Genomic DNA, 332 nt, shown 5'->3' with positions numbered 1-332 from the left:
CGAGATGGCCGTGGTCATAGGCCGTCAGCTGGCTGCGGTAGGTGCGGCGCCATTCGATGGGGAGCGGTGCATCCAGCACGAAGTCGGTGTGCGTAAACGTTTCGGCGCCGGTGGCGAAGCTGATCGAGTGCGCGGTGCCGCCTTTTGCGGGGCACAGCTTGCAGGGGGTGGCGTCGCCCTTGGCCGGACTTTGCCGGCTGGTGGCGCCCAGCTCGTGGCCGGGATTGTTCTTCTTGTGGTCCGCGCCCTTGCCGGACGGGACCAGTGCCGCATAGCGCTTCTTGTGCTTGACCACTGCGTCGCGCAGCCGCTTCAGGATCCACCGGATGCTC

The 332-nt window shown here is 66.9% G+C and carries 1 protein-coding gene; it reads right to left on the bottom strand.

Features of this window, described 5'->3' with window-relative positions; translation table 11 throughout:
- Nucleotides 1-332: DUF6531 domain-containing protein (locus tag GM672_RS28725; protein ID WP_170300293.1), on the bottom strand; the 332-nt coding region annotated here is incomplete at both ends.

The sequence above is a fragment of the Pseudoduganella buxea genome (assembly GCF_009720835.1).
GTDB lineage: Bacteria > Pseudomonadota > Gammaproteobacteria > Burkholderiales > Burkholderiaceae_D > Rugamonas > Rugamonas buxea.
This window is presented reverse-complemented; position numbering and strand designations above follow the sequence as displayed.